The organism is Rhodoferax sp. (genome assembly GCF_012927445.1).
Lineage (GTDB): Bacteria > Pseudomonadota > Gammaproteobacteria > Burkholderiales > Burkholderiaceae_C > Rhodoferax.
In genome coordinates, this window is sequence record NZ_JABBPD010000004.1 from 1,024,533 (window position 1) to 1,049,536 (window position 25,004).

The window sequence follows — 25,004 nt, forward strand, 5'->3', positions numbered from 1 at the left end:
TCCAGCCGACGGGGTAGCAACTTTAGGCAAAACAGCGTTCTCCAACAAACAAGTCCGTGAACGATCACGGCGGCACAAGCGCTGAATTGTCCCCGATCTGCCGCCGCCCTGGCCCGGCCGCGTGTCAACACGGCCATCTTTCACTATCATTGTGGGTTTTCCCGAGCACATTTCACCTTGAACTCCCCCACCGACGGCACCTCCCTCGCAGCTTCCTTGCAGCTGCAGACCATCAGCATTCGGGGTGCGCGCACCCACAACCTCAAGAACATTGATCTTGATATTCCGCGCAACCAGCTGGTGGTCATCACGGGGTTGAGCGGTTCCGGCAAATCCAGCCTGGCGTTTGACACGCTGTATGCGGAGGGCCAGCGCCGTTACGTGGAGAGTCTGTCAACCTATGCGCGGCAGTTTTTGCAGTTGATGGACAAGCCCGATGTGGATGTGATCGAGGGCCTGAGCCCCGCCATCTCGATCGAGCAAAAGGCCACCTCGCACAACCCGCGCTCCACGGTGGGCACGGTGACCGAGATCCACGACTACCTGCGGCTGCTGTTTGCCCGCGCCGGCACCCCCTTTTGCCCCGACCATGGCCTGCCGCTGCAGGCCCAGACCGTGAGCCAGATGGTGGACGCGGTGCTGGCCATGCCCGCCGAGACCCGGCTGATGATTCTGGCGCCGCTGGCGCGTGAGAAAAAGGGTGAGTTCCTCGACGTCTTTGCCGACATGCAGGCGCAAGGCTATGTGCGCTTTCGCGTCAACGGGCAAGCGTATGAATTTGACCAGTTGCCGCCGCTGAAGAAAACCGAAAAGCACGACATTGACGTCGTGATTGACCGCGTCAAAGTGCGCCCGGACACCGAGCCGCTGGCGCGAGACCAGCTGCGCCAGCGGCTGGCCGAGAGCTTTGAAGCCGCCTTGCGGGTCGCCGGCGGCCGCGCCATTGCCCTAGAAATTGATAGCACGCCACGCAATGGCGACGGGGGCCAGAGCCCCAAAGAGCACTTATTTAACGCCAAATTCTCCTGCCCGGCGTGCAGCTACTCGATCAGCGAGCTGGAGCCGCGCCTGTTTTCCTTCAACTCGCCGGTCGGCGCCTGCCCGGCCTGTGACGGCTTGGGCATGCAAGAGTTTTTCGATCCAGTTCGGGTGGTCGCGTTCCCGTCGCTCAGTCTGGCCAGCGGCGCCATCAAGGGCTGGGACCGGCGCAACGGTTACTACTTTGCCTTGCTGGAGAGCCTGGCCAAGCACTATAAGTTTGACATTGAGCAGGCCTTTGAGTCGCTGCCGGCCGAGATTCAGCACGCCGTACTGCAGGGTTCTGGCGAGGAAGAAATCAAGTTCAGCTACGTGATGGACTCGGGTCCCGCCCGAGGCGACACCAGCATCGCACAAGGCAAAAAGCTCAGCAAGAAGCATCCGTTTGAGGGCATCATTCCCAACATGCAGCGGCGCTACAAGGAGACCGACTCGGCGCTGGTGCGCGAAGACTTGGCACGCTACCGCAGCACCCAGCACTGCACTGAATGCGCAGGCTCCCGGCTGCGGCGGGAAGCGCGGCACGTCAAGATTGGCGAGGGCGCGCAAGCCCGTGCCATCTTCGAGATCAGCCACGCCACCCTGCGCGACGCCTTTACTTACTTCAACACCCTGCAAATGCACGGTGCCAAGGGCGAAATCGCCGCCAAAGTGGTGCGTGAAATCGGCTTGCGGCTGAAGTTTCTCAACGACGTGGGACTGAACTACCTCAGCCTGGACCGCAGCGCCGAAACCCTCAGCGGCGGCGAGTCGCAGCGCATCCGGCTGGCGAGCCAGATCGGCTCCGGCCTGACCGGCGTGATGTACGTACTGGACGAGCCCAGCATCGGCCTGCACCAACGCGACAACGACCGCCTGATCGACACCCTGAAACACCTGCGCAACATCGGCAACAGCGTGCTGGTGGTCGAGCACGACGAAGACATGATGCGCGCCGCCGACCATGTGATTGACATGGGGCCGGGTGCCGGCCTGCATGGTGGGCGCGTGATGGCGCAGGGCACGTTTGACGAGGTCAAAGCCAACCCGGATTCACTGACCGGCCAGTATCTGGCGGGCAAGCTCAAAATTGCGATCCCGAAACACCGCACGCCCTGGCTGCCCACGGTGCACGCGGCGCATTCGGCTGACAAATACCAATCCAAGCACCACGCGCCCAGCCCGGCCGCCGAGCGCCGGGCGGCGCGTGAGGCCAACCACCTGGCGACCCAAGGCGACATGCAGTCACTCCGGGTGATCGGCGCCACCGGTCACAACCTCAAAGACGTGACGGTGGAGTTCCCGGTCGGCCTGTTCACCTGCGTCACCGGCGTCTCAGGTTCCGGTAAATCCACCCTGGTCAACGACACGCTGTACACGGCAGTCGCGCGCACGCTGTACCGCGCCCACGACGAGCCGGCGGCGCACGAATCGATCGAAGGCATCGAGCATTTCGACAAAGTCATCAACGTCGACCAATCCCCGATTGGCCGTACGCCGCGTTCCAACCCAGCCACCTACACCGGCCTGTTCACACCGATTCGCGAGCTGATGGCCGAGATGCCAATGGCGCGCGAACGCGGCTACGGCCCCGGGCGCTTCAGCTTCAACGTGGCCGGCGGCCGCTGCGAAGCCTGCCAGGGCGACGGCATGGTCAAAGTGGAAATGCACTTTTTGCCCGACGTCTACGTGCCCTGTGACGTTTGTGCCGGCAAGCGCTACAACCGCGAAACACTGGAAGTGCTGTACAAGGGCAAGAACATCGCGCAAATTCTGGACCTCACGGTGGAGGCCGCCTACGAGTTCCTGAAAGCACTGCCCAGCATTGCCCGCAAGCTGCACACGCTCCTGGACGTGGGTCTGAGCTACATCCGCTTGGGACAAGCCGCCACCACGCTGTCTGGCGGGGAAGCGCAGCGCGTCAAACTGGCGCTGGAGCTCAGCAAACGCGACACCGGGCGCACGCTCTACATCCTGGACGAACCGACCACCGGCCTGCACTTTGCCGATATCGACTTGCTGCTCAAAGTGTTGCACCAGCTGCGAGATGCGGGCAACACGATTGTGGTCATCGAGCACAACCTGGACGTCATCAAGACTGCCGACTGGCTGATCGACATGGGCCCGGAAGGCGGCGCTGGCGGCGGCCAGGTGGTGGGCGTGGGCACGCCGGAAGACATTGCCGCCAACCCGGCCAGCCACACCGGGCGCTATTTGAAGCGGCTGCTGTCACCGGCGGCCAGCGACTGACGCACAAACGCCTCGAACGGCTCGGCCAGCAGCGGCTCGCTGTACAAGTAACCCTGGACTTCGTCACAGCCCTGTGCGCGCAAAAATGCCAGCTGCCCTTCAGTCTCCACCCCTTCGGCAATGGTCAAAAAGCCCAGGCTGTGCGCCAGTGCGATGATGGCGACGACGATCGCTTTGTCGTCCGGATCATCGGTGATGTCACGAACAAACGACTGGTCGATCTTGAGCTTGTAAACCTGAAAGCGCTTGAGGTAGTTGAGCGACGAGTAGCCGGTGCCGAAGTCGTCAATCGACATCCGCACACCGCGCTCATGCAGCTTGTTCATGACCGCGATGGCGCCCAGGGGGTCGTTCATCGCCACCCCCTCCGTCAGCTCAAGCTCCAGGAACTGCGGCGGCAGGCCAGCCTCGGCCAGCACCTGGGTCACCAGCTCCGGCAGATTGGCATGGCGAAATTGCACGGCCGACAGGTTGACCGCCATCTGCTGGATCGGCAGCCCGGCATCCAGCCAGACCCGCAGTTGCCGGGTGGCGGTACGCAGCACCCATTCGCCGATCGACAGAATCAGCCCGCTGTCTTCTGCCACCGGAATGAATTCAGCCGGTGACACCTGGCCCAGCGTCGGATGGTCCCAGCGCAGCAGGGCTTCCATGCCGACCACCCGGCCATCCTGCAGCGACACCTGCGGCTGGTACACCAGATGAAACTGCTGCAACTCCAGCGCACGGCGCAAACCGTTTTCCAGTTGCAAGGTGCGGGCGGATTCGGTCTGCATCTGCGCCGTGAAAAAGCGAAAGACGTTCCGGCCGCCCTGCTTGGCCCGGTACATGGCGGTGTCGGCACTCATGGACAGCGCCTCGAACGAGTCGCCGTCGGTGGGGAACAGGGCAATGCCGATCGAGAAGGTGATGGCCAGTTCTTGTTGATCGATGGTGTAGCGCTGCGCAGCAACCTCCTGCACCTTGTTCGCCACATGCGCCGCGCCCGCTGCGTCCAGGCCCGGACACAGCAAGACAAACTCATCCCCCCCCAGACGACACACCGTGTCCTCTTCACGCAGCGTCGATTTGAGGCGCTGCGCCACCTGAATCAGCAACTCATCGCCAATGTGATGACCCAGTGAATCGTTCACGTTTTTGAACCGGTCCAGATCCAGGAACATCAAGGCCAACGGTTCCCCGTGACGCTGCGCATGGCTCAAGGCGCTGTCGACCCGGTCCCGCAGCAGGCGCCGATTGGGCAGCCCGGTCAGCGGGTCAAAATCGACCAGGCGCTGGATATGCGCTTCATCTTTTTTATGCTTGCTGATGTCGGTGGCGATGGCGATATAGTTCGCCACCGCGCCGCTGCTGTCGCGCAGCAGGCTGATGGAGAGCAACTCGGGGTAGACGGAACCATCCTTGCGCCGGTTCCAGATTTCGCCCTGCCACTGCCCATGGACGTGGACGGCCGCCCACATGGCCTGGAAAAAATCCGGCTCATGCCGCCCGGAGGAAAGCAGGCTCGGGTTGTGACCGAGGGCTTCCGCCTCGCTGTAGCCGGTGATCTGGCTGAAGGCATGGTTGACCCGCACGATGCAACCCTGACTGTCCGTGATCATGATGGCCTCACTGCCATGCTCAAACACCTTGGCCACCAGTTGCAGTTGCAACTCGGCACGTTTGCGCTCGATGGCGATGGCCGTCAGGTGGGCGGCCATTTCAATGAGTGCAAGCTCATAGGCTTGCGGCATGGCCGGCGCGCGGTGGTAGATGGCGAAGGTGCCCAGCACCTGGTTGCTGCCGGACCGGATGGGTTCGGACCAGCAGGCGGCCAGTCCGGCCCGCGATGCAATCTCCTTGAAGTCAACCCAGTACGGATGCGTGGCGATCTCCCCCACGATGACGCGCTGACCGGTAAAGGCAGCGGTGCCGCAACTGCCGGTCTGTGGCCCAATCTGCACGCCGTCAATGGCCGCGTTGTAGAAATCCGGCAGATGGGGCGCGGCACCCAAACCAAGGTGCTGACGTTCGGCATCCAGCAACAAAATTGAGCACAGCGCGCCCGGCATGGTGTCTTCAATTTTGAGTACAAAATCCTTGAGGATTTGCTCCAGCGCCAACTCGCTGACCAGCCGTTCCATCATGAAGCTGCGCAAGGCATCCATTTGCCGGGTTCGCTCGCGCTGTGCCTCGCGATCAAAGTTGCGCAGGGCGTAGTCAACGTCGGACGCCATTTCAAGCAGCAGATGCTGAACCGTCTTATCAAAGGCATTGACCGTGCCGGCGTAGACATTAAAGACGCCGATGACCTCGCCGTTGCGATGCAGGGGCAAGGCGGCCGACGCCGCCCAACCAAACTGGGCGCCCAGCGCATGCCAGGGCGCCGTGGCGGCGTCTCCCAGGTAGTCCTGGCACCAGTACGGCTGATTGCTGCGAACCGAGATGCCGGTCGGCCCCTGCCCCGCCGCCTCATCGGTCACCACCGTGATGTGGATACCCTTCAAATACTCAATGCCGGCGCCATACGAAACAAAAGGTTTGACCGTCTGGCTGGCAGGCTCCAGCAGACCAATCCACGCCATCTTCGCCCCCCCGTGGTCCACAGCGGCGCGGCAGATTTGCTCAAACAATTCCTGCTCATTCACACAGCGAACGATGGCCTTGTTGCAGTCACTGAGCGCGGCATACAGATTAGCCAAGCGCTTGAGCTGGTGATCAGTCTGCCGGCGCGCCTGCTCAATGTCATTGAGTTGATGCTGCGTCTGGGCCAGCCAGCCCAGCACACTGTCGCTCAGGCCTGGCGCGACGGCAATCGGCTCGGCAATATGGCCCTGCCCGATGCGGGCGATCTGCGCATGAACCTCGTCCACCGAGCCGCCCAGCGTGGCGCGCAGGACGTTGACGGTTCGCCGGAGAGACAGCAGCAGGCCCAGCCCCACGGCGACAAATAACCCAAGCAGCAGCGTGGCTTTTTCCTCGGCCTCCTGCACCGTGCGCAGGGTCCGCCGATCTGCCAGCGCCAGAAACTCATGGATGGGTCGCATGATGTCCGCCTTGAACTGGTGGTAATCATCATCATGCAACATCTGGATGGCCCGCAGGTGGCGGACATCCTGATTGGGAGCCGCCGATTCAACCAGCGCCATGGCCGCAAACTCAATCGCCGTCAGGGTGTCCGAATCTGCCTTGGCTTGCTCCAATTTGCTGAACTCGTCCGGCGCAAAACCGGCCTGCCGCATCACCTCCAGCAAAGCCACCTTGGCACCACTGTCCGATCGGGCTGGCGGGTTGACAAGCGCTAAATCCCAAGAAGTTCTGCCGTCACCTTCCGGCCGCGGTTTTTTGCCGTCCCGGATGGCCAGAATGTCGAGGTAGTGCTGCTTGTAGACGGGATTGCCGGTGAGCACATAGGTGCGGGCCATGCGGGTCAGATCATCAGACGACTGCCGCAACTCATCCGCCAGCAGACGGGACTGGTAGCGCCGCTCATGGGCCTGGTCAATCTGTTTTTCCGAGTACACATAAACAGAAAACACAGCAATCAGGACACAGGTCAAAACCACGGCCACATGCAGGCTGCGTGAGAATGACGAGGTGAGGCGGTGAATCATGAAGGATGAAGGGCGACGTTGCAAAACGATTGTTTTTGCATTATCCACCCACCCCAAGCGCCGACCTCAGGGTTACAGAGCCCTCCGACCCCACTCACTATGCTAGTGTTTGCATAGCAACTTGCGCTTACCAGACAAGGGCTGGCGGTCTATTTAGCTAAATTCCGCAACTCGCGGCGCAGGATCTTGCCCAGGTTGGACTTCGGCAACGGCTCATCGCGAAACTCGATGAGCCTGGGCACCTTGTAATCGGTCAGGTGTTGCCGGCAATGCGCCAGCAATTCTTGTTCTGTCAGCGTAGGCGATTTTTTGACCACGATGATCTTGACGACCTCACCAGAGCGCTCATCCGGCACGCCGATGGCCGCCACTTCGGCCACGGCGGGATGGAGCGCCACAACGTCTTCAATCTGGTTCGGGAACACCTTGAAGCCCGAAACAATGATCATGTCTTTCTTGCGGTCTGTGATCTTGAAGTAGCCACGCTCGTCCATGAACCCCATGTCGCCCGTGCGCAGCCAGCCATCGCGCGTGAACACCTTCGCGGTCTCGTCCGGCCGGTTCCAGTAACCGGACATGACCTGCGGGCCGCGCACACAGATCTCGCCGATCTCGCCGATCGGGAGTTCGTTGCCGTCATCATCCAGAATGCTGGCCAGCGTTGACGGGAAAGGCATGCCAATGGCACCGGTCCAGTCCGGGCTGTTCAGGGGGTTGGCGATCACGCCGGGCGAGGTTTCAGTCAACCCATAGGACTCGATGATGGGCATGCCCGTCGCCTGCTTCCAGCGCTCGGCCACCACACGCTGCACGGCCATGCCGCCGGCAATGGTCACCTTCAGGTGGTGGGTGTCCACCTCCGCAAATTCAGGCTCATCGAGCAGCGCCCGGTACAAGGTGTTGACGCCGATGATGGCCGTGAAGGGGTACTTTTTGAGATCATGAATGAAAGCGTGCAGGTCCCTCGGGTTGGTGATCAGAATGGTGTGGGAGCCGATTTTCATGAACACCATGCTCGCCGTCAGCGCGAAGACGTGGTACAGCGGCAACGGGCAAACAAACACCTCCTTGCCCTCCTGCAGGTCGTGCGTGAGCCACTCGCCCAACTGCTGCAGGTTTGCCACCATGTTGCCGTGCGTCAACACGGCCCCTTTGGCGACGCCCGTGGTGCCGCCGGTGTACTGCAAAAAAGCAATGTCAGCATGGCCCAGCGGCATGAAATGCAAGGCTTGCGAACGGCCCGCGCGCAAGGCGGCGTTGAACTCGATGGCGTCCTCAATCTTCCATTCCGGCACCATCTTTTTAACGTACTTGACCACCACATTGGTCAGCAACTCTTTGACCACCGAAAACATGTCGCCCACCTCGGTGGTGATGACAGAAAGTTTCAGCGTCGGGTTCTTGTCCAGCACCTCCTGCAGGGTGTGGGCAAAGTTCTCCAGCACCACAATGGCCACGGCGCCCGAATCCTTGATCTGGTGCTCCAGCTCGGGCGCGGTGTACTGCGGATTCACGTTCACCACCACCAGGCCGGCACGCAGCACCCCGAACAGGGCCACCGGGTACTGCAGCAAATTGGGCATCATGATCGCCACCCGGTCACCCTTGATCAGTTTCAGGGTGTTTTGCAAATAGGCGGCGAAATCCCGGCTGCTCTGGTCAAGCTCCGCAAAGGAGATCGACGCCCCCATGTTGGTGTAAGCGGGCAAGTCGCCAAAACGCTCGCAACTGTGCCGCAGCACATCCTTGAGGGAGGCAAACTGGTGCACGTCCACCTCGGACGCAATGCCTTGCGGATAATTTTTCAACCAGATCTTTTCCATGTTGCCCTCTTCTTCCACCGGTCGGTTAACCACAGCCTCAAAGCTGATCTAACCCAGTCTAGGAAAGAGCCACGGCATCCACTTGATATTTCTCAATACAAACTGGTTCTCGATGCTTGGCTTTCAACACGATTTTTAGCAGCCTGGTCCAACAAAACCACCATCAGATCCCCCTAGGCCAGCCGGGATCATGAGGGGCCGAAGGTTAGGCGGCCAGCCTGGCCGCCTGCAGCAGATCCCGGGTTTTGAGCGCCTCACGGCGCGCCGCTTGCGCAAAGTCGTCACTGGCGGAGGCGTACAGAATGGCACGCGACGAGTTGACGATGATCGGCGCCACCGTTTCACCGTTCACGCCGCGCCAGCCGGCCTTGACCGTCGCCACCGCATCGCCACCTTGGGCGCCAACACCAGGAATCAGCAACGGCAACGTCGGGGCCACAGCCCGCACTCGCTCAATCTCGGCCGGATAGGTGGCGCCCACCACCAGACCCAGCTGGCCATTCAGGTTCCACGGGCCTTGCGCGAGCCGCGCGATGTGTTCATACAGCAGCGGTTCACCGTCGACGCTGGCGAGCCGCTGGTTCTGCAAATCATCACCGCCCGGATTGGAAGTGCGGCACAGCAAAAAAGCACCCTTGCCGTGGTACTTCAGATACGGCTGCACCGAATCAAAGCCCATGAACGGCGACAGCGTGACGGCATCGGCGCCATAGCGCTCAAAGGCCTCAATGGCGTATTGCTGGGCGGTGCTGCCGATGTCGCCGCGCTTGGCGTCCAGGATGATCGGCACCTGCGGCGCGCTGCGGCGCATGTGGGCCACCAGCCGCTCCAGTTGCTCTTCCGCGCGGTGCGCGGCAAAGTAGGCAATCTGCGGTTTGAAGGCAATCACCAGATCGGCCGTGGCGTCGACGATGGCGGCGCAAAAGTCGTAAATCTTGCTAGCATCACCTTTGATAGCAGCAGGAAATTTGGTGGGTTCGGGGTCCAGCCCCACGCACAGCATGGAGCTGTTTTGGCACTCGGCGGTGCGCAGCATGTCTAGAAATGTCATGGCCCTATTGTAAGAAGCGCCCATGGCAGTCCTAAGACCCCCTTAAGGTGGGGCCGCGAAGATACAGACATCGATTCACTTCCATCAAGAGGTTTTCCATGAATTCATCCCTTCGTAACTTTATCCACCAGTACCTGGGTGTTGTCCTGGCCACGCTGGTGCCGGTGATCCTGATCGCGTTCATGTCCATCCCGGTCACCCTGGGCGGCCATGCCAGCGATCTGTACGCGACCGAAGCACCGGTCGCACAGCACATGACCTGACCCGTTTCCGTCATCGTCTGCGCCTACACTCACCGTTTTTAGACAAGCACCTGCCACCCATGAATTTCACCGAACTTGCGGACGATCCCGACGACACCGAGCACACCCCGGCGGAGCGGATCGCCGCCGCCTCCCGCAGCACCTGGGTCAGCGTTTGGGTCAACCTGGTACTGACCGTCAGCCAGATCGCGGTCGGCATCTTTGCCAAGTCGCAGGGTTTGATTGCCGATGGTATTCATTCGCTGTCCGACCTGGTGGCCGACTTTGTGGTGCTGTTCGCCAGTCACCACAGCAAGAAGGACGCCGACGAGGACCACCCCTACGGTCACCAGCGCTTCGAGACCGCCGCTTCGCTGGTGCTGGGCACGCTGTTGCTGGCGGTCGGCATCGGTATGTTGTGGTCAGCGGCGCGCAAGCTGAATGCGCCGGAGACCATTCAAACGGTGCACATGGTCGCCCTGTGGGTGGCCGGTGGCGCGTTGATTGCCAAGGAGCTGTTGTTCCGCTACATGCTGGCGGTGGCCAAGCGCGTCAAGTCGAGCATGCTGGTGGCCAACGCCTGGCATGCGCGTTCGGACGCGGCGTCCTCGCTGGTGGTCGGCATCGGCATTGTCGGTAACCTGGCGGGTTACCCGATTCTGGACCCGATCGCCGCGCTCATCGTCGGCTTCATGGTGACCAAAATGGGCTGGGGCTTCAGCTGGGATGCGCTGCACGATCTGATGGACCGCGCGGTGGACGAGCAAGAAGTGCAGGCGATTCGCCAGACGCTGTTAGAGACCCCGGGCGTCAGCGACGTGCATGACGTGCGCACCCGCAAGATGGGCGACATGATCGTGGTCGACGCGCACATCGAGGTCGATGCCGCCATCACCGTGGAAGCCGGTCACGACATTGCAGTAGAAGCGCGGGCCCGGGTGCTGCAGCGCCATCGCGTGCTGAACCTGATGACCCATGTGGACCCGTGGCGCCGGCCTGATCTGGACCATGCCAGTCCCGTTAACACGTCACCCCCACCCGTGCATTAAACGCCAGCGCCGCCGGCTTAGACCGCCGGCCCGTACGACTGCAGCACGCGGTAACGTTGCCCCGCCTGCCCGGTCGACTCCATCAAGGCGTAGCCCGCCACGGGCCAGTTAAATACCGGCCACTGCGCCGGCAGCCGGGCTGCCTGGGCATGGCGGGCCAAGGTGAAGTGAGGGCGAAACGGCCGCGGGTCGGTCCGCAGCCCTAGCGGTTGCAAAGCCTGCCCCAGTTGGGTATGCAGCCGCTGCAAAGCCTCCGGCACGACCTCCGGGCACAGCACGGCCAGACCGTGTGGCCAGAGTTCCGGCCGGCCCCAACCCAACGCAAACGGCGTGATCGGCAGCGCCAGTGCGGCGCGCAGTTCCTCCAGACGCGATCGCGCGACCGAACCGATGAAATGCAGGGTGACATGCCAGTCGGCCGGCGCATAGCGGGTCACCTTGGCAGGCCACTGCCACTGATCGCGGTGAACGGCCAGCGCCTCCAGCACCGCCGCGTCGGGCAGTAAGGCCAGGAACAGCCGGGCGCTGTCAGGGCTTGGTTGCGGAGGCTGGTTCATCGGCAACTCCGAACTGGCACCTGGCGTCCGCATGGCGTCGCCTGCTTTCAGCTCAAGCTTGCCCGGGCTGCATCGCCTGCAGCGCCAGGCACAGATCGGCCCAGGCGCGGGCCTTGCCGAGCGGGGTGCGCAACAGGTGGGTCGGGTGGTACGTCACCACCACCGGAATGCCCTGGTAGCGGTAGATTTTTCCGCGCAGCTTGCCCAGCGGGATGCTGGCCACCTCGGGCAAATCGTCGCGCAACAGGGTCTGGGCGGCAAAGCGGCCCATCGCCAGGATGACTTTGGGCTGCACCAGCGCCACTTCGCGGCGCAAATAATTGGCACAGGTGGCGAGTTCCTGCGGGTCGGGGTTGCGCGCCGTCGCGGGCCGGCACTTGACGACGTTGCTGACATACGCCGCGCTAGCGCCACTGCGGCCAGCGTCATGCCGGTTCACGCCAACTGCCTTCAGCATGTTGTCCAGCAATTGGCCGGCCTGGTCGGCAAAGGGTGCGCCAGCGCGCTCCTCGGCGTCATCCGGCGGCTCGCCCACCACCAGCCAGTCGGCTTGGCGGGGCGCCTCGGCACCCACAAACACCGGAGCGCGGCGACCGCTGCTGAGCGGGCACGCCTGGCAGTTGGCGATGGTGTGCGCCAGCGCCGGCCACTCCATGGCGGCAATGCCATCGGCCAGCCCGGCGGGCGCGCTCACACCGGGCGTCGGGGCGGCCACCGGAATTCTTGAGGTTTTTGGGGCTGTAGCCCCCGTCGTTAATGCGTCAAAAGCTATTTTTTCAATAGCATGCGCCAACGGTGGCGGAACACTGGCCGGGGCGACGGACACTGCGCTGGGCGGCGACGGAGCGACGGGGCGGGGCGCGGCCACCGCCACAGGCGCAGCCACCACCACGGGCACCACTGGCTCCGGTTGCGGCAGCCAGACGTGCACGCCCATCTCCTGCAACATGGCGCGCTGGCGTTCGTCAAGATCTAGGCTCATGGGCACATTTTCACAGACTCACAACGGCCGGCTCATCACCACCGCGTCTTCGCGCTGGCCTTGGACGGCGGGGTAGTAGTTTTTGCGCAGACCGACCCGGCCAAAACCCTGGCTTTCGTAGACCTTCATGGCGCGCAGGTTACCGACCCGCACTTCCAGCCAGAGCCAGTCGGCGCGCTGGCCTTTGGCCCAGATCGACAGGGCATCCAGCATGACGCGGGCCCAGCCCTGGCGCTGGTAGTCGGGGTCCACCGTGATGTTGAGCAAATGCACCTCGTCCACCCCTTTCATGGCGACAAAATAACCGAGCAGGGTGTCGCCGCCCAGCAGCAACTGGGCCTCGTAGCCGGAGGCAAGGGTGTCGACGAAATTGTTGCGCGACCAGGGATGGGCGTAGGCCCGCTGCTCCACGCTCAACACCGCCTCCAGGTTGTGCAGCGCCAGCGGTTCAAAGCGGGCTTCGATCGATTTAAGAACGGCACTCACAGCGCCGCCTTCTCTGCAGCCTTCTCCGCCGCCCGCTCCAGCGTGGTTTTGGCGACTTTGTCGCGGATGTAGATCGGCAGGGCCTGGTCCGCCGGCACCGCGCCACCGGCGGCCAGCAGCGCCGGCGCCAGACGCAGCAGGGCGCTGGCGGTCGGCAAGGCGTCCACGCGATGCACCATGGGAACCACCAGGGACGAGGCGAACGGAGCGGGCAAGCGCGCGCCATAGGTGGCAAAAACATTGCCGGCCTGCGAGTAGTCCGGCTCGCACACCAGGGCTTCGGGGTGAATCAGGCTGTAGCCCCCGACCTGCGTCCACTGCCCGCTCTCAAAAACGTAGCTGCCGACGTAAATTTCGTCCATGCGGGCGTCCAGCAGGGCTGTGACCTGGTAGCGCGCCCATTCGGCGACCTGTTGCCAGCGCGCTTCTTCGGCCACGGCGAGCAGGGTGGCGATCGGCAAGACCTTGACTTGGGCGCCAAAAGCCAGCCCCTGCGCCACCGCGCAGGCGGTACGCAAGCCGGTGAACGAACCCGGGCCGCAGCCAAAGGCGATGGCGTCCAGCTGGCCGAATTGCAGCCCGGCCTGCGTCATCAGGCGCTGAATGACCGGAATCAGGTGGGCCGAGGTCAACGCGCCGCCGAGGGCGGTGTGCTGCCAAGTCCGCGGCGCCTGGCCCGTGCCGGCCCCGCTACGCTGCACGGCAACCGACATCATGTCGGTGCTGGTGTCAAAGGCGAGCAGATTCATCGCCCCACCTCGTGACCCAGTGCCGCACCCTGCTTCATCGTCCAACCCGTAATAATATTCATAAAATCAGCCTCTAGCCCCCGCTGCACCTGCGCGAGTAGCTTCTTTTTTAATAGCAAGCGGCGGCGCCACCCGCACGCCAAACAGAATGCCGATGGTCACCAGCGCCAGGCCGGCCGCCAGATTCCAGTACAGCGGCTCGCCCAAAAACAGCACCGCGCCCAAGGCCGACAGCCCCGGCACCAGCGCCGTGATCATGGTGGAGCGCACCGGGCCAAAGTGCTGGATCATCTTGGTGAAGGTGATGCCGGAGATCACCACCGAACCCCAGCCCTGGAACATGGCATGGAACAACACTTCTTTCAGCGGGGCGGTGAACACATGCCCCACCACGACCTGCCCGAGCGTCAGCGCCGCGTAGACCGGCACATAAGTGACAAAAGCAAAGGCCGTGATGGCGATGGTGGCGCGCACCGCATCCAGCGCATGGTGGCGCGCCAGCACGCTGTAGGCGGACCAGCACAGTGCCGCCGTCATGAACAGCACGTCGCCCTTCCAGACCTCGCCGCCATCAAAAGCGTGCAACAGGCTGGCGCCGCCCACCATCAGGTCGCCCAGCACAATAAAGGCCAGCCCCAGCGCACGCAACGGCGTGATGTGGTCGCGCAGCACGACCACCGCCAGCAGGGCGGTCCACAGCGGCAGACTGCCCGGCATCAAGACCGAGGCGTGCGCCGCCGGGGCAAAGACAAAGCCGCTGTACGCCAGCAGCGCATACAGCAGTCCGCCAAACAGGCCGACCGTGGCGGTCACCTTGAGCGAGAGCGGCGACAGCCCCAGCAGCGATGACTGCCCGACGCCACGGTCCCGATCCCGGACCACCAGCCACGCGCCCCACGGCAGCAGCACCAGGCTGGCGCCGACGATGCGGCAAAAGGCAATGTCAAACGGCGTCAGACTGCCGCCGCGCGCCGGGTCAGCCGAGGCGCGGGCGATGATGATGAAGGCGGTCCAGATCAGCACCGTGACGGCGGCGGCGGCCAGGCCAATCGTGCGCGGTGAAAAACCGCTGGAAGCATGGCGGGAGGAGGAGTGCATCCCCCCATTATCCGTGGGCGCCCCAGTCGCCGGCTGATGCGGTCGGATAATCAGCCCATGTCTTTACCCCAATGCCTGCTGGGCGCCGTGGCTTCCCTGTTGTGTGGCCTGGCGCTGGCCCAAAACCTTCCTCCTGAAGTGGATACCGCCCTGGCCCGCGCCCGGATTCCGCGCGACGCCATCACCCTGCTGGTGGTCGATGCCGAGGGCAGACTGCCGCCGCGACTGAGCCACCGCGCCAACGTGCCGGTCAACCCGGCCTCGGTCATGAAGCTGGTGACCACCTACGCCGCGCTGGACCTGCTGGGGCCGGCCTACACCTGGCGCACGCCGGTGTTTGTGGAAGGGGCGGTGCGCGAAGGCACCTTGTTTGGCAACCTGTACATCAAGGGCCAGGGCGACCCCAAACTGGTGGTCGAGCGCCTGTGGCTGCTGCTGCGCCGGGTCCAGGGTCTGGGCATCCGGCACATCGCGGGCGACATCGTGCTGGACCGCAGCGCCTTTGAGGCGATCGACACCGACCCGGCCAGCTTTGACGACGAGCCCTTGCGCCCTTACAACGCCACGCCGGAGGCCCTGCTGCTCAACTTCAAATCGGTCGCCATGACCTTTGTGCCGGACCTCACCGCCAACCTGGCGCAGGTTTATTTTGAGCCGCCCTTGGCCGGGGTGCAGATGCAAACCAGCGTGCCGCTGTCGGAAGGCGAATGCGGCAACTACCGGGCGGCGTTGCAGCCCGACTTCTCGGATACGTCCCGCATCCTGTTTGCCGGCGCGTACCCGGCCAGCTGCAGCGAGAAGATCTGGTCGGTCGCCTACCCTGACCCGAAACGCTACAGCGTGCGCGCCGTGGCAGGCTTGTGGCGCGAGATGGGTGGCCAGTTGGCCGGCAGCGTGCGGGAAGGCCGCGTGCCCGCGCTGCCGGTGATGCAGGCGGCGACCCAGAATTCGCCACTGGTGCTGCCGCTGCAGCCCCAACTGCAGCCGGTGTTTGAAAGCGTCTCGCCGCCGCTGGCCGAGGTGATCCGTGACATCAACAAGTACAGCAACAACGTGATGGCGCAACAAGTGTTCCTGACGCTCAGTCTGCCCACCCGCCCGCAGAACGGCAACCTCTCCAGCGCCCTGAGCACGCTTACGGCCGCCAGCGAGCTACCCCAACCGGCCTCGCGCGAAGCCTCCCGCGAGGTGGTGCGCCGCTGGTGGAAAGAACGCATCGGCGCAGTCGACGCCCCGACGCTGGACAACGGTGCCGGCCTGTCACGCAACGCCCGCATCAGCGCCCAGGCACTGGCGCGCCTGCTGCAAACCGCCTACCTGTCGCCGTTGATGCCGGAGCTGATGTCCTCGCTGCCGATCACCGGCGTGGATGGCACGCTCAAGCGCCGCCGCACCATGCTCCAAGGCAGCGCCCACCTGAAAACCGGCAGCCTGCGCGATGTTGTGGCGGTGGCCGGCTATGTGCATGCGGCCAGCGGCAAACGCTATGTGCTGGTCGCCATTGCCAACCACCCGAACGCCGCCGCCGCCCGCCCCGCCTTTGAAGCGCTGCTGGACTGGACGGCGAAGGACAATTGAGCCCCCGATCAGCCCGCCGCTTGAGCCTCAACCCCAACTGCCCGCGCCATGACCCTCTCTGAACTCATCGGCTATGTTGCCGCCTTTCTCACCACTGCCAGCTTTGTGCCGCAGGCGTGGCACACCTTTCAAACACGCGACGTGCGCGGCATCTCGCTCGGCATGTACAGCGTGTTCACCGCCGGCGTGGCCTGCTGGCTGGTCTATGGTTGGCTGCTGGGCGCCTGGCCGATCGTGATCGCCAACTGCATCACGCTGGCCCTGGCGGCGACGATTTTGGTGATGAAACTGCGCTACCGGTAAGCGATTCAGATCAAGCCACAGGCCATGGAGTGGCTCGTTTTTACAACAACGGGGGTTTACCCCAGTGAGCTCCAGATTGGTAGCGACGTACCATCAGTATAGAAAATAGCACGACCATACTATTCCATGTATTTGCTACTTTCTACCTACTAATTTTGGAGAAAAAGAATGACACGTGTGACCAACATGAAACTGATTCCAGCGCTGTGCATGGGCCTGTTTGCGAGCTACGCATCGGCCTCCGGTTTTCAACTGATTGAACAAAACGCCAGTGGCCTCGGCAATGCCTACGCCGGCTCGGCGGCGGTGGCCGAGAACGCCAGCACCATTTTTTACAATCCGGCCGGCATGACGCAGTTGCAAGACCGTGAAATTTCCGGTGGCTTGGTGGCGGTGGGGACCAGTTTCAAGTTTTCTGACAATGGCTCCCGCACTGGCTCGCTGGCGGGCAATGGCGGTGACGGCGGTGGTTGGGGCTTCGTTCCCAATGCTTATATGTCCTGGGCCATGAACAAGGACTTGTACCTTGGTGTCGGCTTCGGGGCTCCGTTTGGTCTGAAAACCGAATACAGCAACCCTTGGGCCGGCGCCGCCCAGTCCACTCTTTTTGACATCAAAACCTACAACGTCAATCCGTCGATCGCTTACCGCGTGAATCAGGCCTTTTCGATTGGCGGCGGTCTGAATTGGCAACGCATGACGGCAGATTACGGCCGTCAAGTTGGTGTTGCATCAGTCTTTGCTCTTTCACCGCTGAAGCTGAATCTTGAGGGTGACTCCTGGGGCTGGAACGTCGGCGGCTTGTTTACCCTCTCACCGGCTACCAAGGTCGGCGTTTCTTACCGCTCGGCGGTCAGTTATGACCTCACCGGCAACATCAATGTCACCGGCCCAAATGCAGGCCTTAATACGCTGGGCACCAGCGCTGCGAAAGCCAGCGTGAAGCTGCCAGACACTTTGATTCTCAGCGGCACGCATCAACTGAACAACAAGTGGCAGATGTTGGGCGATCTGTCATGGACCGGTTGGAGCAGCATTCCGAAAATTGACGTGATTCGTACTTCTGGAGCTGGTACCGGTACAACGGCACAAACGCTGGACACCGACTTTCAAGATACTTGGCGCGTGGCGATCGGTGCCAATTACCAGTACACCGATGCCGTCAAGCTGAAATTCGGCATTGCTTATGACCAGACCCCGGTCAAGGGCGCGGCGACTCGTCTCGTCTCGCTGCCGGACAATGACCGCACCTGGTTCTCAGCGGGTGCCCAGTGGACGCCGAGCAAAGGCTCCACTCTTGATTTCGGTGTTTCATATCTGTATCTCAAGGATGCCACCATCGATAACAACCAGACTAACGTTGATCCGACAAAAAATCGCGGCCGTGTCACCGGCACCTACAACGACAGCGCCTGGCTCCTGGGCGTTCAATATTCGATGGCCTTCTGATCGGCTCTTTCGCTTGACAAAAAGCCCCGCTCTGCGGGGCTTTTTTACGTCTGCGGCTGGCTTGCTCAGTGGGCCGACGCCCGTTGCAGCCGATCCCGCACCCCATCCCACGCCGGGGTGTCGGGCAGCGTCTCAATCCAGATCAGCTGGACGCCCTGGGCATCCAACTCACGCAGTACCGCAAACAGCTGTTGCGCGGTGGCCGCCGCATCGTCGGGCATGCGCCGGCGCAGCACTTTGGAGGAGCGGGTTTTCAAAATGGCGCGGGAATAAGTGGCAATCGTCGGGCTGGTCGCATTGACATCGCCAGTGGTCGTTTTCGCGTCCTTGGCGGCGGCAGCGTCCAGGCCGTCACCCAACAGGTCAAGCGCCGTCTGCAACGCTTGCGCATCCATCAGCCGCACCTTCGCCTTGGGTGCGTAATGCGACTCCAGGGTCCCAGAGGCCCGGGGCGCAGGCTCAGCCTGCGTCGACAGCTCATCTTTTAACAGCACGTTCAAACCACATACCGCCTGCACCTGCTCGCGCGAAATAGCGCCGGGGCGCAGCAGCACCGGCACCCCGCGCGTGCAGTCGATGATGGTGGACTCGATGCCGACCGTGCACGGGCCGCCGTCCAGAATCAGCAGGTCCGCACCAAATTCGCCTTGCACATGCTGGGCGGTGGTGGGGCTGACGCGGCCAAACTGGTTGGCGCTGGGCGCGGCAACGCCCCAGACTTGTTGGGCCAGGCACGCTTTGAGCAGCGCCTGCGCCACCGGATGCGACGGGCAGCGCAGGCCGATGGAGTTTTGGCCACCAGCCGCCGCTGTCGCCACACCCTCGCGGCGCGGCAAGATCAAAGTCAGCGGACCGGGCCAGAAGGCCTGGATGAGCTGATGGGCAAAGTCCGGCACCTGGGCGGCAAAGTGCGCTACGCCCGCCTCGTTCAGCACATGGACGATCAGCGGGTGATCGGCCGGGCGGCCTTTGGCGCTGAAAATCTTGGCAATCGCCGCGTCGTTTTCGGCGTCGGCGGCCAAGCCGTACACGGTCTCGGTCGGCAAGCCCAGCAGTTCACCGGCCCGGATGCACGCTGCGGCAGCCGCGATGGCTTCCGCCGCGAATCCATCCAGAATCATGACGGAGTCCGCACTCAAAACGCCTCAATTCCCAGAATCGCCGCTGCCGCCAACGCGGTGGCGCGCACCTCGGCCACGCTCGCGCCGGTGAGGGTCAGGTGCCCCATCTTGCGGCCCTTGCTGGCGGTGAGCTTGCCGTACAGGTGCAGGTGCGCGCCGGGCAAGGCCAGCACCTGGTCCCACGCGGGCGAGGCGCCTTCCACCCACAAATCACCCAGCAAATTGAGCATGATGGCCGGACTGTGCTGGCGCGGCTGCACCAGCGGCAAGCCGGCCAGCGTGCGCACCTGCAGGTCAAACTGCGACAGGTCGCAGGCGTCCAGGCTGTAGTGGCCGCTGTTGTGCGGACGCGGCGCCATTTCGTTGACGATCAAGCCGCCCAGCGCCGTGGCTTCGGCGGTGCCCTCTTGCAGCACGAAAAACTCGACGCACAGCACCCCCACGTACTGCAGCTCATCCGCTATCGCTTTAGTAGCAGCTACCGCACGTTCTGCAAGGGCTGCAGGCACATTTCCTTCATAAGCCGAGGTCACCGCCAGAATGCCCTCGCGGTGCAGGTTAAGCTGCACCGGCAGGTTGACCATGCTGCCGTCCCAGCCGCGCGCCACGATTACCGAACACTCGGCTTGCAGCGGCAGCATTTTTTCCAGCACGCAGGTCACGCCCTTGAGTTCGGCCCAGGCCGCCGCCAACTCAGTGCGGTTTGTGACGCGGACCTGGCCCTTGCCGTCGTAGCCCATGCGCGCGGTTTTGACGATACTGGGCAACAAATCATCGCTCACCGCCGCCAGTTGCGCCGCCGACCCGATCACCGCATACGGCGCACACGGCACGCCGCAGCGCACAAAATGCGCTTTCTCTTTAACCCGGTCTTGCGCAATGCCGACCGCTTCGGCACTCGGTGCCACCGGCCGGGCAGCGCCCAGTGTCATCAGGGCGGGCGCCGGTACGTTTTCAAACTCGGTGGTGATGGCCGCGCAACGCTGCATCAGCTGCGTCAGCCCCTGTTCGTCCAGGTAATCGGTCTGGATGTGATAGTGGCTGACCAAGCCGGCCGGACTGATCACATCGGGGTCCAGCACCACGGTGAAGTAGCCCATCGCCTGCGCCGCCTGCACAAACATGCGGCCCAGCTGACCGCCACCCATCACGCCGAGCGTGGTTTGCTGGCCGTTGCTGGAACTGCCGGGAAGGAATGTAGCTCCCACGCTGGTCGCTTTGCGTACTGCGCTGCCCCCCGAGGGGGTCGTGCCTTGCTTGGGGCGGCCCGGCGCGGCGGCGTCTTGCCCGCTCATAGCACGGGCGGCAGCGTCATGCCACGGGCGATTTCGGTCTGCGCGGCGCGAAAGGCCTCCAGCTTGGTGCGCAGGGCCGGGTCGTCATTGGCCAGCATGGCCACCGCAAACAGCGCCGCGTTAGCCGCACCGGCGGCGCCGATGGCAAAGGTGGCGACCGGGATGCCCTTGGGCATTTGCACAATGCTGTGCAGCGAGTCCACGCCTGACAGATGCTTGCTGGCCACCGGCACACCCAGCACCGGCACCGTGGTTTTGGCCGCCAGCATGCCCGGCAAATGCGCCGCACCGCCGGCGCCAGCGATGATGGCTTTCAGGCCCAGGCCGACGGCCGCTTCGGCGTAGGCAAACATATCGTCCGGCATGCGGTGCGCCGAGACCACGCGCGCGTCATGCGCAATGCCAAACTGTTGGAGAATGTGGACTGCGTGTTGCATGGTGTCCCAGTCGGAGCTGGAACCCATGACGACGCCGATTTGAATATGTTTCATAGTGTCGAATTTTACTTACACACCCCGAGCCAGAAAAATGATAAACGTTACTGCTGAAAATTTTGATGACGAGGTGGTTGCCGCCTCCCTGCACACCCCGGTGCTGATTGACTTTTGGGCGCCCTGGTGCGGCCCATGCAAAGTGATCGGCCCGCTGCTGGAAAAGATTGAAACCGACTACGCCGGCCGTTTCAAGTTGATCAAGATTGACTCCGACCAGGAACAGGAACTCGGCCAGGCCTTCGGCATTCGCAGCATTCCGACCTGCGTGTTGATGATGGACGGCAAGCCGGTGGACGGCTTCATGGGCGCGTTGCCGGAGAGCCAGATCAAGGAATTTCTGGACAAGCACCTGCCCGCAGGCGACGTGCTGGAGGCCGAGGTCACCAGCGTCGAAATCAGTGACGCGCCGGCGGCCGATGACCCGGTGGCCATCGAGGAAGCTTTGCACCAGACGGTGCTGAAGAACCCGGACGATGAAGAGGCCCGTTTTGAGTACATCAAGCTGCTGCTGAAGCAAGGTCGCGATGACGATGCCAAGGTCGCCTTTGCCCCGGTCATTGCCAAGACCGCTCTGGTGCGGCGCTTTGATTCGCTGCAACGCTGGATGAACGCTATTGATTTCGCAGCTGACCGCGCAGACCTGACGGGGGCTACAACCAGTTTTGATGAAAAAATTGCCTTGAACAAGCGCGATTTCGACACCCGCTTTGCCAAGGCTCAAACCTTGATGGCGGCGCAGGACTGGACCGGCGCCATGGACGAGTTGCTGGAAATCCTGATGCGCGACAAGACTTGGGCCGATGACCTGGCCCGCAAGACCTTCATTGCCATTCTGGACATCATCGAGCCACCCAAGGTCAAAGTTGCCGATGGCCAGATTCCCCCAGTGGACCCGACCGTGGCCACCTACCGCCGCCGCTTGAGCAGCGTGATCCTGAGCTAGATCAGGGCGCCACGTCGCCGGCGGCTTCTGTCGGCGCAAACACATAACAGTTCCGCCCGGCTTTTTTCGCCAGGTACATGGCGTTATCGGCGGCATTGAGGATGTGTTCGGCGGTATTGCCTTGCGCCGGAAAGAGCGCAATGCCAATACTGACCCCGACCGACGCTTCGTTGCCGTCAATATGAAAAGGCAGGGCAATCGCGGCAAGGATGTTGTCGGCCACGCGGATCGCGTCATTGCCATCATGCAGGTTCGGCAGAATCACGGTGAACTCGTCACCCCCCAGGCGCGCCACCGTATCGCTCTCCCGGACTTGCTCACGCAGGCGCTTGGCGACCGCAATCAACAAGCGGTCCCCCGCCGCGTGACCGAGTTGATCGTTGACCTCCTTGAAGCGGTCCAGGTCCAGGAACAACAAGGCGCCGGACAACTTATCCCGCCGCGCCAGTGCCAGGGCTTGTCCCAGCCGGTCGAAGAAGAGACCGCGGTTGGGCAGATCCGTCAGCAGGTCAAAGTTGGCGATGTGCCGCACACGCTCATCCTCGACCTTGCGCGCACTGATGTCCTCCAGGATGGCGACGTAATGGCTGACTTGGCCGTTCGTATTGAGCAAGGGCGTCACGGTCTGGTTGACCGTATAACGGCTGCCGTTGCGTCGGGCATTGACGATGTCACCATGCCAGGTTCTGCCGCTGCTGATGGTCTGCCAGAAACGCTGGTAGAAGTCGGCCGCCTGCTCCCCCGAACTGAACAATTTCGGGGTCTTGCCCAGAATTTCCTCCGGGGCATAACCTGACAGCTGCGTAAAGGCGCGATTGGCCCAGAGAATGGCGCCGTTTGCATCCGTGATAAAAACCGCATTGTCCACGCCGGCCAGGGCCGTATCGAGCAAAGTCAGCCATTCCTGCTGCAAAGCGGATTCCAGTGCGGTGCCCAGGCGAGCGGCGATGGCCTCAAGGTGCAGTGGAAGCTGCGCCCCGTCGAACTGGCGTGCATCGCGGCCATACAGCGTGAGGACGCCCCAGGTTTCACCCCGCAAGATCAGGGGCAGGAGCAGGACGGGCAAAGCGCCATGGGCTTTGGCATCAGCGACGGCATTGCACGATTGACACTCCCGCTCAGCGGCGGCAACAATCTGCCAATGGCCGCTGCGGATCACGTCGCCTGCGGGCAGGCAGCACCCGGGTTCGCCATCCCAGCGCAGGCTGCGCTGGTGCAAAGGACCGAGGAGGCCCTTGTCAAGTTGCTCGGCGCTGGCGAGCAGGGTCAGCCGTCCATCCTTTTCGGCCCGACCAATCCAGGCCGCAGCCAAATCAAATACTGGCAGGATGCCGTCACAAAATATCTGGCTGATCGATTCCAGGTTCATCTGCCATTTCAGCAGCACCGTGTCCAGGTGCCGGAATAGGTCCTCCAGCGCCGTGGCCCGGTGCTGCTCGCTCACATCCTTGGCATAGACCGCAATGCTGGTAACACCGCCGGATGCGTCCTTGACCGGGTAGATGCTGTTGTCAAAAAAAGTGCGGCCCCGTCGGTCCTGCAGATGCATCGGATCACCCGTGACGGCAACGCGTTGCACCGCAGCCCGCCGAACCTCGGCCAGATCAGGCGGCAGGAGATCGAAAAAATTCTTGCCGGTCATGGGTTCGGGCGTCTGGTCAAAGCGTTGGGCCGCACAGGCGTTGATCGCCAGAATCTGGCCTTCCAGGTCGAGCAACAGGACGGACTCATCACTGGCATCAAGCAGGGCGCGGATCCGGGCCCGGCTTTCGTGCAAGGCCTGTTCCGTCTGCTGGCGCTCAAGCAGTTCTTTTTCCAGCTGCCGATTGGTGTCGCGCAACTCGACGGTACGGTGTGCCACCTCTTCTTCCAGCGACTCCCGGTGACGCGCCAACTCGGCATCCCGCACCGCAAGATGGTCCAGCATATCGTTAAATCCACCCGCCAGTTCGGCGATTTCGCTGCGGCCGTCAACAGGCAGCCGCTGCGTCAATCCGCCATTACCCAGCCCGATAGCACGCATCGTCACCACCGTCCGCCGCAAGGGCTGGGTAATGCTGCGCGCGATGAGCGAGGCGAAGGTCAGCAGCACGATGCCGGCCCCGGCCAGCAGCAGCAGGTTGCGCTTGATCTGCTTCTGCACCGCCGCATCGACATCGTCGATGTAATTGCCCGAGCCGATGATCCAACCCCAGGGTTCGAATTTCTTGACAAAGGACAGCTTGGGGAAAATTTGCTCGGTGACACCGTTCCCGGCCATGGGTTTTGGCCAGCCATAGGTAACGAAGCCCTCCCCGCCCTGCTTGACCACATCGACAAAGGCAGCGAAGAGATTTTTTTGGCCATCGGTGTCGACAAAATTACCTTCCGCGCCCACCTGCTGGCGGGTGGCACGATTGAACTGTTCGGCAGCAAGAACCTGGCCATCCAGCAAAGGCATCGTCGGATGCATGATCATCCTGGGGAACGGGGTGCCAAGGTCATTGAGCCAGAAGTACTCATGATTGGCATAGCGCATGGCCTTGATGGTGCCGATGGCGGCCGCTTGCGCAGCAGCCTGCGTTAGTTCGCCCTTTTTTTGCATATCATGAAAGTGAACCAGCACACTGAAACTGCTTTCCACCAATTGCCGGGTGCTGTTTTCCTTTTCACGCCAGAGCGCCCCACGCAGCAGCAGGACATCAATAACGCTCACCGCCACGATGCTGCCGATCAAAATGAGCACCATCATCCTGATCCGGTTGCGCACGCTCAGATGGTTTAAAACAGACAACATTTTTTCCACAACGACAACTCTTTGGACGGCTTGGGCATGGGTTGTGGCGAAGGAACAGACACATCAGCCGCTTTAGGGCAAGTATCTCACCCAGGAACTGGTTTGCCTAGCACCGTCGGCTTGTGCTGGAGCGCATCACGGCTGGCAA

General features: G+C 62.6%; 19 protein-coding genes. 7 read left to right on the top strand and 12 right to left on the bottom strand.

Annotation, left to right across the window (positions count from 1 at the left end):
* Positions 1–177: 177 nt before the first annotated feature.
* The gene (uvrA, locus tag HHJ17_RS10515; protein WP_296505716.1) at positions 178–3,267 is read left to right on the top strand and encodes an excinuclease ABC subunit UvrA; all 3,090 of its coding nucleotides are present in this window, start codon (positions 178–180) and stop codon (positions 3,265–3,267) included.
* Here the strand turns inward: uvrA and HHJ17_RS10520 are convergent.
* From HHJ17_RS10520 to pyrF, 3 genes are all read right to left on the bottom strand, one after another.
* A complete protein-coding gene (locus tag HHJ17_RS10520; protein ID WP_296505717.1) occupies positions 3,228–6,860 on the bottom strand; it encodes an EAL domain-containing protein in 3,633 nt (1,210 codons plus the stop codon). The genes uvrA and HHJ17_RS10520 overlap by 40 nt on opposite strands.
* 149 nt (positions 6,861–7,009) lie before the next feature.
* Positions 7,010–8,683, bottom strand: coding sequence for an AMP-binding protein (locus tag HHJ17_RS10525; protein WP_296505718.1), 1,674 nt, complete (start codon positions 8,681–8,683; stop codon positions 7,010–7,012).
* 205 nt (positions 8,684–8,888) lie between these two features.
* Positions 8,889–9,734 carry an orotidine-5'-phosphate decarboxylase gene (pyrF, locus tag HHJ17_RS10530; protein ID WP_296499400.1) on the bottom strand — a complete coding sequence of 282 codons (846 nt, stop codon included), beginning with the start codon at positions 9,732–9,734 and terminating at the stop codon, positions 8,889–8,891.
* 98 nt (positions 9,735–9,832) lie between these two features.
* Between pyrF and HHJ17_RS10535 the strand changes: the two genes are divergently transcribed.
* A complete protein-coding gene (locus HHJ17_RS10535; protein ID WP_296499399.1) occupies positions 9,833–9,997 on the top strand; it encodes a hypothetical protein in 165 nt (54 codons plus the stop codon).
* 59 nt (positions 9,998–10,056) lie between these two features.
* Positions 10,057–11,025, top strand: coding sequence for a cation diffusion facilitator family transporter (locus HHJ17_RS10540; RefSeq protein ID WP_296499398.1), 969 nt, complete (start codon positions 10,057–10,059; stop codon positions 11,023–11,025).
* 17 nt (positions 11,026–11,042) lie between these two features.
* Here the strand turns inward: HHJ17_RS10540 and thpR are convergent, their stop codons facing one another.
* The 5 genes from thpR to HHJ17_RS10565 all read right to left on the bottom strand — a co-directional run bounded on the left by thpR (position 11,043) and on the right by HHJ17_RS10565 (position 14,897).
* A complete protein-coding gene (gene thpR / locus HHJ17_RS10545; RefSeq protein WP_296505719.1) occupies positions 11,043–11,582 on the bottom strand; it encodes an RNA 2',3'-cyclic phosphodiesterase in 540 nt (179 codons plus the stop codon).
* Between the two features lie 52 nt (positions 11,583–11,634).
* Positions 11,635–12,564 (bottom strand): uracil-DNA glycosylase, encoded by a 930-nt coding sequence (locus HHJ17_RS10550; RefSeq protein ID WP_296499394.1) that lies wholly within the window; start codon positions 12,562–12,564, stop codon positions 11,635–11,637.
* Between the two features lie 18 nt (positions 12,565–12,582).
* On the bottom strand, positions 12,583–13,050 hold the full coding sequence (gene rimI, locus HHJ17_RS10555) for a ribosomal protein S18-alanine N-acetyltransferase (RefSeq protein WP_296499392.1): 468 nt from the start codon (positions 13,048–13,050) through the stop codon (positions 12,583–12,585).
* A complete protein-coding gene (tsaB, locus tag HHJ17_RS10560) occupies positions 13,047–13,799 on the bottom strand; it encodes a tRNA (adenosine(37)-N6)-threonylcarbamoyltransferase complex dimerization subunit type 1 TsaB (protein WP_296499391.1) in 753 nt (250 codons plus the stop codon). The genes rimI and tsaB overlap by 4 nt, the downstream gene beginning before the upstream one ends.
* Positions 13,800–13,865: 66 nt before the next feature.
* Complete coding sequence (locus tag HHJ17_RS10565; RefSeq protein ID WP_296499390.1) at positions 13,866–14,897, bottom strand: DMT family transporter; 1,032 nt, start codon at positions 14,895–14,897, stop codon at positions 13,866–13,868.
* 57 nt (positions 14,898–14,954) lie between these two features.
* On the opposite strand from HHJ17_RS10565, the gene dacB reads away from it, so the two are divergent.
* The 3 genes from dacB to HHJ17_RS10580 all read left to right on the top strand — a co-directional run bounded on the left by dacB (position 14,955) and on the right by HHJ17_RS10580 (position 18,227).
* Positions 14,955–16,475, top strand: coding sequence for a D-alanyl-D-alanine carboxypeptidase/D-alanyl-D-alanine-endopeptidase (gene dacB / locus HHJ17_RS10570; RefSeq protein WP_296499387.1), 1,521 nt, complete (start codon positions 14,955–14,957; stop codon positions 16,473–16,475).
* Positions 16,476–16,523: 48 nt separating this feature from the next.
* The gene (locus HHJ17_RS10575; protein ID WP_296499386.1) at positions 16,524–16,778 is read left to right on the top strand and encodes a SemiSWEET transporter; all 255 of its coding nucleotides are present in this window, start codon (positions 16,524–16,526) and stop codon (positions 16,776–16,778) included.
* Positions 16,779–16,946: 168 nt separating this feature from the next.
* On the top strand, positions 16,947–18,227 hold the full coding sequence (locus tag HHJ17_RS10580; protein WP_296499385.1) for an outer membrane protein transport protein: 1,281 nt from the start codon (positions 16,947–16,949) through the stop codon (positions 18,225–18,227).
* A gap of 65 nt (positions 18,228–18,292) precedes the next feature.
* Here HHJ17_RS10580 and HHJ17_RS10585 read toward each other — a convergent pair whose 3' ends face one another.
* Genes HHJ17_RS10585 through purE form a run of 3 tightly spaced genes read right to left on the bottom strand, consistent with a single transcriptional unit; the run spans position 18,293 to position 21,134 of the window.
* Positions 18,293–19,348 carry an L-threonylcarbamoyladenylate synthase gene (locus HHJ17_RS10585; protein WP_296499384.1) on the bottom strand — a complete coding sequence of 352 codons (1,056 nt, stop codon included), beginning with the start codon at positions 19,346–19,348 and terminating at the stop codon, positions 18,293–18,295.
* 14 nt (positions 19,349–19,362) lie between these two features.
* The gene (locus HHJ17_RS10590; protein WP_296505720.1) at positions 19,363–20,643 is read right to left on the bottom strand and encodes a 5-(carboxyamino)imidazole ribonucleotide synthase; all 1,281 of its coding nucleotides are present in this window, start codon (positions 20,641–20,643) and stop codon (positions 19,363–19,365) included.
* Positions 20,640–21,134 (bottom strand): 5-(carboxyamino)imidazole ribonucleotide mutase, encoded by a 495-nt coding sequence (gene purE / locus HHJ17_RS10595; protein WP_296499382.1) that lies wholly within the window; start codon positions 21,132–21,134, stop codon positions 20,640–20,642. The genes HHJ17_RS10590 and purE overlap by 4 nt, the downstream gene beginning before the upstream one ends.
* Before the next feature lie 37 nt (positions 21,135–21,171).
* On the opposite strand from purE, the gene trxA reads away from it, so the two are divergent.
* Complete coding sequence (gene trxA, locus HHJ17_RS10600; protein WP_296499380.1) at positions 21,172–22,080, top strand: thioredoxin; 909 nt, start codon at positions 21,172–21,174, stop codon at positions 22,078–22,080.
* A gap of 1 nt (position 22,081) precedes the next feature.
* Here the strand turns inward: trxA and HHJ17_RS10605 are convergent, their stop codons facing one another.
* Entirely contained in the window at positions 22,082–24,856 is a 2,775-nt protein-coding gene (locus HHJ17_RS10605; protein WP_296499379.1) for a diguanylate cyclase, read from the bottom strand.
* Positions 24,857–25,004: the final 148 nt, after the last annotated feature.

Coding starts and splice junctions, on each gene's coding strand:
- HHJ17_RS10540 (WP_296499398.1), top strand. CDS start 10,057: ATGAATTTCACCGAACTTGCGGACGATCCCGACGACACCGAGCACACC.
- HHJ17_RS10550 (WP_296499394.1), bottom strand. CDS start 12,564: ATGAGCCTAGATCTTGACGAACGCCAGCGCGCCATGTTGCAGGAGATG.
- HHJ17_RS10585 (WP_296499384.1), bottom strand. CDS start 19,348: ATGATTCTGGATGGATTCGCGGCGGAAGCCATCGCGGCTGCCGCAGCG.
- HHJ17_RS10535 (WP_296499399.1), top strand. CDS start 9,833: ATGAATTCATCCCTTCGTAACTTTATCCACCAGTACCTGGGTGTTGTC.
- pyrF (WP_296499400.1), bottom strand. CDS start 9,734: ATGACATTTCTAGACATGCTGCGCACCGCCGAGTGCCAAAACAGCTCC.
- purE (WP_296499382.1), bottom strand. CDS start 21,134: ATGAAACATATTCAAATCGGCGTCGTCATGGGTTCCAGCTCCGACTGG.
- HHJ17_RS10605 (WP_296499379.1), bottom strand. CDS start 24,856: ATGTTGTCTGTTTTAAACCATCTGAGCGTGCGCAACCGGATCAGGATG.
- dacB (WP_296499387.1), top strand. CDS start 14,955: ATGTCTTTACCCCAATGCCTGCTGGGCGCCGTGGCTTCCCTGTTGTGT.
- thpR (WP_296505719.1), bottom strand. CDS start 11,582: ATGAACCAGCCTCCGCAACCAAGCCCTGACAGCGCCCGGCTGTTCCTG.
- HHJ17_RS10520 (WP_296505717.1), bottom strand. CDS start 6,860: ATGATTCACCGCCTCACCTCGTCATTCTCACGCAGCCTGCATGTGGCC.
- trxA (WP_296499380.1), top strand. CDS start 21,172: ATGATAAACGTTACTGCTGAAAATTTTGATGACGAGGTGGTTGCCGCC.
- HHJ17_RS10525 (WP_296505718.1), bottom strand. CDS start 8,683: ATGGAAAAGATCTGGTTGAAAAATTATCCGCAAGGCATTGCGTCCGAG.
- tsaB (WP_296499391.1), bottom strand. CDS start 13,799: ATGAATCTGCTCGCCTTTGACACCAGCACCGACATGATGTCGGTTGCC.
- HHJ17_RS10590 (WP_296505720.1), bottom strand. CDS start 20,643: ATGAGCGGGCAAGACGCCGCCGCGCCGGGCCGCCCCAAGCAAGGCACG.
- HHJ17_RS10575 (WP_296499386.1), top strand. CDS start 16,524: ATGACCCTCTCTGAACTCATCGGCTATGTTGCCGCCTTTCTCACCACT.
- HHJ17_RS10580 (WP_296499385.1), top strand. CDS start 16,947: ATGACACGTGTGACCAACATGAAACTGATTCCAGCGCTGTGCATGGGC.
- HHJ17_RS10565 (WP_296499390.1), bottom strand. CDS start 14,897: ATGCACTCCTCCTCCCGCCATGCTTCCAGCGGTTTTTCACCGCGCACG.